Origin of the sequence: Streptomyces alkaliphilus (genome assembly GCF_014141535.1) — a bacterium.
Taxonomy (GTDB): domain Bacteria; phylum Actinomycetota; class Actinomycetes; order Streptomycetales; family Streptomycetaceae; genus Streptomyces; species Streptomyces alkaliphilus.
Genome location: NZ_VKHT01000106.1, coordinates 1 through 8,736 on the forward strand (window position 1 = coordinate 1; position 8,736 = coordinate 8,736).

Here is an 8,736-nt window from a genome sequence, read left to right on the forward strand (position 1 = left end):
GGTGGGGTGGGCACGGCTGCTTTCTTCGGCACGGTCCTCAACGCTCCTTTCCCGGCCCCTCGGCCCTCGGCCCGCGACCCGTGGGCCCTGCCGGGCACCGCCCGGCCCCGGCCGTCGCCGGTCGGGCTCGTCGGGGTCCTCTCGTCTCATCGGCTGCCGTGTCCGTCCGGCCGCCCGGGCCGGATTCCGTTCGGGACCCCCCGGGGCCCGCTGCGGCCCCGACGTCCGGTCGCGGACACGCCGGTGCCGTGGCCCCGGGCGGAAACCACCCGGGGCCACGGCGGACGGACCGACGTCAGCAGGTGACGACGCTCAGGCTGCTGTCACCGCAGAGCAGCAGGCTGGCGGTGCTGGTGTCCCCGAACTCGGTGGTCTCGGGGGTGGCGTCCATCATCTGCAGGTCCAGGAGAGCCATGACGGTATCCCTTTCGTCGGTTGTCGCATCCGATATGCGATGTGGTGGATTTCTCCGGGGGTTCTCCGGGCACTACCGCTTTCCGAAGCCCCGGGAGTGCGCCGGTCACCGGACTCATCGTGAGACGAGCGGCGACGGTGCTGTTCGGTTGTGGTGCACCCCCGTCGTGCGGGGGCGTTCGTGGGGCCGGCCGTCGCCACGCGGGGCGAGGGGCGGCAGGAAGGGCAGCCCGATACCGCGATCGGGCTCCCGGGCGGCGGTCAGGGCCAGCAGACACCCGGCGGTGCCGGTCGCCAGGTCCATCGACAGCCGCATCATCTGGTCGCCGGGGAAGGCCGTTCCGCCGCCGAGGGCGACCGCGTACCAGGCCATCGCGTCGACCTGCTCCGACAGGTCCCGTTCCCGGTCCTTCGCCGGACCGTCGAGCGGGGTGCGGGCCAGGTGCAGGATCATCCCCGCCCGACCCCGGAACAGACCGGGCTGGACGTAGAAGCGGGAGCGCGCGGCGGGCAGGATCGCGGCCCGGGCCCGCGCCAGGTCCTCCTCGTGCGGGCGGTGCGCCAGGTAGGCGTCCAGCACCATGGCGATGCCCACGCTCCCCGCCCCGACGTACGGCATCAACCGGTTGCCCTCGTCGACCAGCAGGGTGCCCGAGCGGTCGGGGACACAGCGCGACAGATCCCGGCGCAGCGCCGCGCCCGCCGCGTCCAACCGGGCCGTCTCCCCGTCGCGTTCGTACCGCCGGATCAGGAACAGGGCCGCTCCCGACGCGCCGTGCAGCAACCCGGCGCGGGAGTCGGGGCCCACCGGCCCCACCAACGAGGGGTGGTCGGCGAACCGCTCGGCGATCGACTCCGCGCCCCGCCGGGCGGCCTCCCCGGCCCCCGCGTCGGCCAGGTGGTCCAGCGTCAGGCCGATCCCGGCCAGACCGCCGAACAGGTCCACCGGCAGGTGCTCCCAGCCCTTCGCGCGTCCCGGCAGACACAGCGCCTGGGTCAACTCCAGCGCCCGTTCCGCGTGTCCGAGCCGGTGCAGCGCCAGGGCGACACCCGCCAACCCGTCGTACAGGCCCGGCGGCGTCCTCGGATCCGGCTGCGCGACCCGGTCCAGCAACCAGCGCTCGCCCTCGGGGTACGGGTCCGCGCCCACCTCGGCCAGCGCGTACAGCACCCCGGCCGCGCCGTGTGCCAGACAGGTGCCCCCGCCCTCGGCGAACTGGGCGATGTCGCCGGGGAAGAGCCGGTCGGTGCGCCCGGGGTCGGCGGAGGACAGGATCGCCCGCACCATCGACTCCCGGTCGGGGGACCGGTCATCGGCCCCCGGCCCATCCGTCCGACGGGACCGGCGCCCCGGGTTCGCGGCGAGCACACTCCCGGCCCCGTTCCCGGGGTTGGTGTCCGCGGTGGGGGAGGAGCCGCTCTCGATCTCCGCCACCGCGGCGTCCAGGAATCCGGCGGGCAGGTCGGGGAACAGCCCCGACGCCAGCTCCGCCAGGTGGGCGGCCTTCCCCCGGTCCAGCCCCAGGAGGCTGGTCAGCGGCAGGAACATCGCCAGCCGCAGACACGCCAGCGCGTACCGGTCGACGGCCGGGCCGGAGCGGTCCGGCGGTGCCAGGAAACCGGGGTGGGCGACGAGTTGTCGCGTCTCGGCGCCCGGATAGGAGGCCGTCTCGAAGTCCAGCAGCGCCACCGAGGTCTCGTCCGGCGCGACCATGATGTTGAACATGTGCAGGTCGTTGAAGACCACGCCCCGCTCGTGCAGCGCGCCCACCGCCCGCTCCACCGCCGCGTGGATCCCCAGCGCCCACCGGGTGTAGGCGGCGATCGCGTCCCGGTCGGTGCGCGGCGTCAACAGGGGGTGTCGCTCGGCGAAGAACGAGTTCAGGGTGCGGCCCGGCAGGTGGTCCATCACCAGGAACCGGTGGTCCCCGAGGGTGAACCGGTCCCGCAGCCGGGGCACCGAGTCCACACCGTCGAGCCGCTCCAACACCGCCGCCTCGCGCTCCAGCCGGGCCACGGCGTCCACACCGTCGGCCGCCAGACCGGCGTGCGGACGGGCCTCCTTGAGCACCACGGCCTCGCCGCTGCGGGTGTCGGTGCCCGCGTAGACGCCGCCACCATTGGAGAAGTGCAGGGCCCGCTCGATCCGGTAGGGCAGGTCCCGCACCGTGGTGGCGTTGCGGGCGGCCAGCGCCGGCTCGAGGAAGTCGGGGAGCGTCACCCACGGGGGCAGGTGGAAGCCGGGCCTGCGCCGGTCGGGCACCAGCTCGCCCTCGGCGTTCTCCAGCGCCGGGACCAGGGCCCCGCTCTCGTCGCGGCACTGCCGGCGGGTGAACGCGCCGTACCGCACGTACAGCGGCCCCTCCCGCCACCGCAGGTCGCTCAGGATGTAGGGCCCGGTCTCGCCGGCGAGGATGCCGTCCAATTCCTCCAGCACCGTGTGGAGCCGCTCGGTGTCCTCCGGATAGAGGGTGGCGAATTTCCCGGCTCCCTCGCGCGGCGCGTACTTGGAATTCCGCAGGTAAACCTGGTGGGGGCTCGGGACGAATTTGAAGGACAGGCGGTTGGAGACGCAGTAGTCGTGGATCGCCTCGGCGATCCCGGCGGCGTTCCCGGGGCGGGCCGAGACGTGGATCTTCCAGCCCTGGGCGGGGAGCTCCACACCCTCCGGGTGCAGGTGGAGCCAGTCGCCGGCGCGACCGGTGGTCCAGCCGGCGGGCACCGGGCGACGGGCGGCGGGAAATTCACGACTCGTGCCGCCGGTGCCGTTTCCGTTTCCCTCGCGGGAACGGGCCGGGCCGCGTGCGGGCGTCTCGTAGAAATACGGGTCGGCGAGACAGAAAGCCTCGTACCGCTTGTCCATTCATCCCCCTTCGGATGACTGGCTATGAGATTTCCATATCGGCGGCTCATCGGAACAGTCGCTTCCGTCATGTCTCGGACATGCGGAACGCACCCTTTACCCGGTGCGCCGCGAACGGGCGCGCGTCACCGGCGAACCACCCCGCCCCACCCGCCCGGCGTACGCCCCGTATCACTCCGCCGGCTCCACGGCACCGGCGGACTGTCGGTGCCCCGCCCTACGGTGAATCCCATGGCGGAGACGAAGAAGTCAGGAACCCCCGGCACCACCCCGACCACCGAGCTGCACCCCGGCTTCAGCGAACCCGGCGCCGCGGCCACCCCCTGGCCGACCGCACTGGAGACGGTGCGGGCGGCCGAGATCTTCTGGCTCTCCACCGTCCGCGCCGACGGCCGTCCCCACGTCACCCCACTGCTGTCGGTGTGGGTGGACGACGCCCCGCACTTCACCACCGGCCCCGGCGAACGCAAGGCCCTCAACCTCGCGACCAACCCGCACTGCGTCCTCACCACCGGCACCAACGCCCTCGGCCACGGCCTGGACATCACCATCGAGGGACCGGCCGAGCGCGTCACCGACGACGAGGCCCTGCGCCGGATCGCCCACGCCTACCTGGCCAAGTACGGCTCCGACTGGGCCTTCACCGCCCGCGACGGGATGCTCCACCACGAGGAGGGCGGCGAGGCCCTGGCCTTCCGCATCGCCCCGACCACCGCCTTCGGCTTCGCCAAGGGCACCTACAGCCAGACCCGCTGGCGCTTCTGACCGGCGGACCCCGGCTTGGCCGTCCCGCCCGGACGCCGGATTTCAGCGACACACCGGGGTATCGTGCACAACCGGAGGTCCGCTGAGAAATCGGCTGCCGAGACCGCGACTCGACTGTGCCTGACCCGGACCTTCACAATGGCGTCCTCATCACCCCTTTGAGGGGTAACAACTACGCCTCCCCGATCTTGCCCGCCGCGCGGGAGAGGTCCTCATCACCCCTTTGGGGGGTATTGGCCATGCCGCTCCTCTCCGCCCTCAACGCAGCAGGTTGAGGGCGGAGAGGGTGGTGAAGATGAGGACCAGGCGGGAGAAGAGGCTCTGGTCCATGCGGTGGATCACCGCCTTGCCGATCAGCGCGCCGACCACCACGGCCGGGGCCAGCCACAGGTTCAGGATCAGCGAGTCCACGGTGATCAACCCCAGCCCGACACTGAACGGCAGCTTGAAGAGGTTGACCGCGAAGAAGAACCAGGCCCCCGTGCCGAGGAATCCCATCATCGCGAAGCCCGCCGACAGCAGGTAGAGCGCCATCACCGACCCGCCCGCGTTGGCGACCATGGTGGTGAACCCGGCCGCCAGTCCGAAGGCCGTGGTGCGGGCGATGTGCGGGGCGGGCGGCGACTCCCCGGGTGAGCGCCGCCGTTGCTGCCAGACGTGCACGCCCACGATCACCAGCAGGATCGCCCCGATGGTGCGTCGCATCACCGTGTCGTCCACCAGGGCCATGAACACCGTGCCGACGCCGACGCCCACCGCCACCGAGGGGAAGAGCCGCACCAGCACTCCCCAGTCGGCGTGCCTGCGGTAGGCGTGGATGGCGAAGAGGTCGCCGACCAGCAGCAGCGGCAGCAGCGCGCCGGTGGATTCGAGGGCGGGGAGGACGGCGGCGAAGATCGCCACGCTGATCGCCGCCACGCCGCCGATCGCGGTCTTGGCGAAGCCGACGAGCAACGCGGCGATCACCAGCGCCGTGAATCCCCACAGGGTGGGATCGGACATCGCCGGGACCCTATCCGATGGCCTTGCGGCCATCTCCGGCCGCCCGCCCCTCCACCCCACTGTCCCGCTCCCCGGAACCCGGGGCTCCCGGGGCCGGTGGGGTCTGTCGGGAAAAGCCGTTTCGGCTTACAGTCGGGGCCGGACATCCCACGGAAACCACCTGGTCCGAACCGGTGTCCGCCGCACATTCCCTCCGAACCGAACAGGATCGCGCATGACCTCCACCGGTGCCGTCGCCCGCAACTGGGCCGGGAACGTGACCTTCGGCGCCGCCCGGCTGCACCGCCCGGAAACGGTGGACGAACTGCGCCGTGTGGTGGCCGCCGGCCGCCGGGTCCGCGTGCTCGGCAGCGGGCACTCCTTCAACCTGATCGCCGACACCGACGGCGACCTCGTGCGGGTGGACGCCCTGCCCCGGGTCTTCGAGCTGGATGAGGCGGCTTCCACCGTGACCGTCTCCGCCGGGATGCTGTACGGCGAGGTGGCCGCCGCCCTCCATGCGCGCGGCCGGGCGCTGGGCAACATGGCCTCCCTGCCGCACATCTCCGTCTACGGCTCGGTGGCCACCGGCACCCACGGGTCCGGTGACCGGCAGCCCGGCCTGGCCGACGCGGTGACGGCGGTCCGCCTGATCGGCCCCGGCGGCGAGCCGGTGGAACTGAGCCGTGAGCGGGACCCCGAGCGGTTCGGCGGCGCGGTGGTCAACCTCGGCGCGCTCGGTGTGGTCACCGAGGTGACGCTGCGCACCGAGCCCGCGTTCGAGGTCGCGCAGTGGGTGCAGGAGGACGTGCCGCTGGACACCGTCGTCGAGCACTTCGACGAAGTCTTCGGTGTCGCCCGCAGCGTCAGCGTCTTCACCGACTGGGCCGGGACCACCGGCACGGCCGTGCTGAAGATGCGCACCGACGCACCCGACGGCGGCGCGCACCCCGGCGCCGACTGGATGGGTGGACGACCCGCCGACAAGCCCTGGCACCCCGTTCCCGGTATGCCGGCCGAGCACTGCACCGTGCAGAACGGCGTGCCCGGCCCCTGGCACGAGCGGCTGCCGCACTTCCGGGCCGAGTTCACCCCCAGCCGGGGCGACGAGTTGCAGTCCGAGATCTTCGTGCCGAGGAGTGAGGTGGTCGAGGCCATCGCCCGCCTGCGCGAGCTGGGCGAGCGAATGGCGCCGGTGCTGCTGATCTCGGAGATCCGCACCGTCGCCGCCGACGCTCAGTGGCTCAGCCCCACCGGCGGCCGGGACTCCGTCGCCTTCCACTTCACCTGGCGCAAGGACCCCGACGCCGTCGTGCCGGTCATCGCGGAGATGGAGCAGCGCCTCCTGCCGCTGGACGCCCGGGTCCACTGGGGCAAGGTGAGCGGCCTGACCCCGGCCGCGATCGGTGCCCGCTACGAGCGCCTGCCGGACTTCCGTCGCCTGGTCGCCGATCACGACCCCGACGGTGTCTTCCGCAACACCTACCTGGACGACCTCCTGGTCGAGGACTAGAAGAACTGGACACAGGGGTGGCGTGGGTGCCTCTCATTGATTCGCTAATTCTCACCTCAACTTGATGCACCCGACAGGTAGTGGAGGACCGTTGCGTGATTTGAGGGCGGAACTATAACCCCCTTTGATCCAAAGGTGATCAGAAGGTTCAAGTCGGCCCGATAGTATGCCTGGCATGAACTGCGAGGGCTCGATCTGCCAGGCGGGGGGTGGGGTGTTCAATATGTCGAAAAAGTGGTTCTTGGCGCTTGATGGCGATGATATCGGGCGTCGCCTCGAATTTTATATGGTCTCCGAAGATACTGCGGGCTTAGAAAGCTTCTCGAATGCTTTCGGTGAAGTCGTGGAAAGCCTGAAATTCGTTGTTTCCGAGTCGCCAAGTGTGGATGTCATACTTCAAGGGGGTGACAGCTTTCTACTGTCTGCACCTCTGGAAGATTTGACGCGAATAATATCGGGTGTAAAAGGGGTGGTGGCGGAGACGAGTTTCACCTTTTCGGGTGGATATGGCCCCTCGATGAAGGAAGCCTATTTGGCTTTAAAGATCGCCAAATCTTCGGGGAAGAATCGATTCAACCGATTCGAGGGCTTGGGGTGGGACAAGTGAGGACGGTCATCGTTTTTATCTACTCGACAAACTTCTGATGCGTGCGGATTGCAGACGGTGAGATGTGAAACCGAATATCAGGTCCGAAAGGAGAGGAATTTTTTCCATGCTTCCGTTGAAGCTTGAATGGGAAAAATTTTTGGATCCTTGGAGTCTCGTATCAAGGTTTTGTTTTCATTGGCGATGAGGGCCACTTCCACGCAGTTTCCGGTGTTGGCCGTGTAGGAGCTTTTTATCCAGGTGATCTCATCGATGATACGAGCCTGCGGGGTGGGAGTCTCAGGCACTGTGTTCCATCTCCTTCGCGATGTGCTCGATCAGGGTTGCGCTCGCCTCTTGGGGAAGAGCCGCGGAGGTCAAGTGGTTGAAGAGGCGATCCAGGCGCCTCACGGCGACGGGATCGTCCCGAAATATTGTCCGAGTCTCTGCCGACTCGATGAATGCGGCGTCAACGCCCGGCCCGACTCCCGTGGCAAAGAGCGTGAAGGCCCCGGTACTGGTGCCCTTCTCGCCCGCGTCGAACGGAATGACACGGAGGGAAACGTTCTCCACTTCTCGAAGGGACAGCAGGTGACACAATTGCCCCTTCATGGTGGCGGGACCTCCCACCTTCACGCGCAGGGACGCCTCCGTGATCACCAAATCCATTTGAAGAGGTGGGCTTTCCCGTAGTCGTTCCTGCCTCCGCATCCGAACCTCTACCAGGGTGTCAACCTGCTGCGGACCCACGGCGTCGATGCCGTACGTCGTTACCGCTCTGGCGTAGGCCTCGGTCTGCACCAGTCCGGGGATGAGCAGGGGTTGATGTTCCCGGCAGTGGGACGCCTCGGCCTCATAGGTCAGGAACTCGGCGTAGTTCGCGCTGATCACATCGTTGTAGGCGTGCCACCACGGAGGAGTTCGCTGGATGCTCCTCAGCATCAGTTCCCGCAACTCCGCCCGGCGGTCGGAATCGACGTCGTACAGGTTCATGAGCGATTCGAAGTCCCGCTTGGTGCAGGCACGCTTGCCGAGCTCCAGGCGGCTGACCTTCGAGATGTGACACCCCAGATGGGCTCCGACCTCCTCGGCTGTCCATCCGTGACGGTCTCGAAGCACCCGTAGCTCGGTACCGAGCTTTCGACGGGCCGCCAACGGCCCTGTGTTGGCGACAACTGTCATCGACTCTCCCTGAAGGTACGCGCCGTTGAGGGTACCGCGCCGAGGTCACATGGTTGCCCAGTGTGATTGTCTGAGGAAGCGAGTGATTGGCAAGTTGCCTGGCGCTCGCTTGACGACTCCCGGGGACGTAGTCCACCATGCCGCTATCACTTTCAGTGCTTCCCCTGCTACCAAAAGTCATATCTGGGGGGTGCTCCGTTCGATGGGAGGGCCCATGTCGGTCGCTCTTCGCCCCACCCGCACGTCGCCGACCTTCGTGTGGGAGATAACGGCCCGGGCCGCCGAGGTGGGGGAGTGGCGGGAGCGGGTGGCCGTGGTGGTGCGCGGGCTGGGCGGTGATGCCGAGGCGGTGTCCGTCGCCCGCCTCGGCACCTCGGAGCTGCTGACCAACGTGATCCGCCATGTCGGGGATCCGTGGTGCCGCCTGGAGGT

The 8,736-nt window shown here is 69.0% G+C and carries 8 protein-coding genes and 1 pseudogene; 4 read left to right on the forward strand and 5 right to left on the reverse strand.

The window, feature by feature from the left end; all coding sequences use genetic code 11:
• Positions 1–295: 295 nt before the first annotated feature.
• Positions 296–415, reverse strand: coding sequence for a SapB/AmfS family lanthipeptide (locus FNQ90_RS05995; protein ID WP_143622836.1), 120 nt, complete (start codon positions 413–415; stop codon positions 296–298).
• Positions 416–529: 114 nt separating this feature from the next.
• Entirely contained in the window at positions 530–3,277 is a 2,748-nt protein-coding gene (gene lanKC / locus FNQ90_RS06000; RefSeq protein ID WP_182605307.1) for a class III lanthionine synthetase LanKC, read from the reverse strand.
• Positions 3,278–3,508: 231 nt separating this feature from the next.
• Between lanKC and FNQ90_RS06005 the strand changes: the two genes are divergently transcribed.
• Positions 3,509–4,042 carry a pyridoxamine 5'-phosphate oxidase family protein gene (locus FNQ90_RS06005; protein WP_182605308.1) on the forward strand — a complete coding sequence of 178 codons (534 nt, stop codon included), beginning with the start codon at positions 3,509–3,511 and terminating at the stop codon, positions 4,040–4,042.
• Positions 4,043–4,300: 258 nt separating this feature from the next.
• Here the strand turns inward: FNQ90_RS06005 and FNQ90_RS06010 are convergent, their stop codons facing one another.
• On the reverse strand, positions 4,301–5,044 hold the full coding sequence (locus tag FNQ90_RS06010) for a sulfite exporter TauE/SafE family protein (RefSeq protein ID WP_182605309.1): 744 nt from the start codon (positions 5,042–5,044) through the stop codon (positions 4,301–4,303).
• A 214-nt stretch (positions 5,045–5,258) separates the two neighbouring features.
• Between FNQ90_RS06010 and FNQ90_RS06015 the strand changes: the two genes are divergently transcribed.
• Together FNQ90_RS06015 and FNQ90_RS06020 are read left to right on the forward strand one after the other, a co-directional pair.
• Positions 5,259–6,536, forward strand: a complete 1,278-nt coding sequence (locus FNQ90_RS06015) for an FAD-binding protein (protein ID WP_182605310.1) — start codon at positions 5,259–5,261, stop codon at positions 6,534–6,536.
• 175 nt (positions 6,537–6,711) lie between these two features.
• A complete protein-coding gene (locus tag FNQ90_RS06020) occupies positions 6,712–7,143 on the forward strand; it encodes a mCpol domain-containing protein (protein ID WP_182605311.1) in 432 nt (143 codons plus the stop codon).
• Positions 7,144–7,220: 77 nt separating this feature from the next.
• On the opposite strand, the gene FNQ90_RS06025 is transcribed toward FNQ90_RS06020, so the two are convergent.
• Together FNQ90_RS06025 and FNQ90_RS06030 are read right to left on the reverse strand one after the other, a co-directional pair.
• Complete coding sequence (locus FNQ90_RS06025; RefSeq protein ID WP_323379799.1) at positions 7,221–7,430, reverse strand: DUF397 domain-containing protein; 210 nt, start codon at positions 7,428–7,430, stop codon at positions 7,221–7,223.
• Complete coding sequence (locus FNQ90_RS06030) at positions 7,423–8,304, reverse strand: helix-turn-helix domain-containing protein (RefSeq protein WP_182605312.1); 882 nt, start codon at positions 8,302–8,304, stop codon at positions 7,423–7,425. Before FNQ90_RS06030 ends, FNQ90_RS06025 begins: the two co-directional genes overlap by 8 nt.
• Positions 8,305–8,518: 214 nt before the next feature.
• Here FNQ90_RS06030 and FNQ90_RS06035 point away from each other — a divergent pair.
• Positions 8,519–8,736, forward strand: a pseudogene (locus FNQ90_RS06035) (hypothetical protein); the annotation flags it as partial.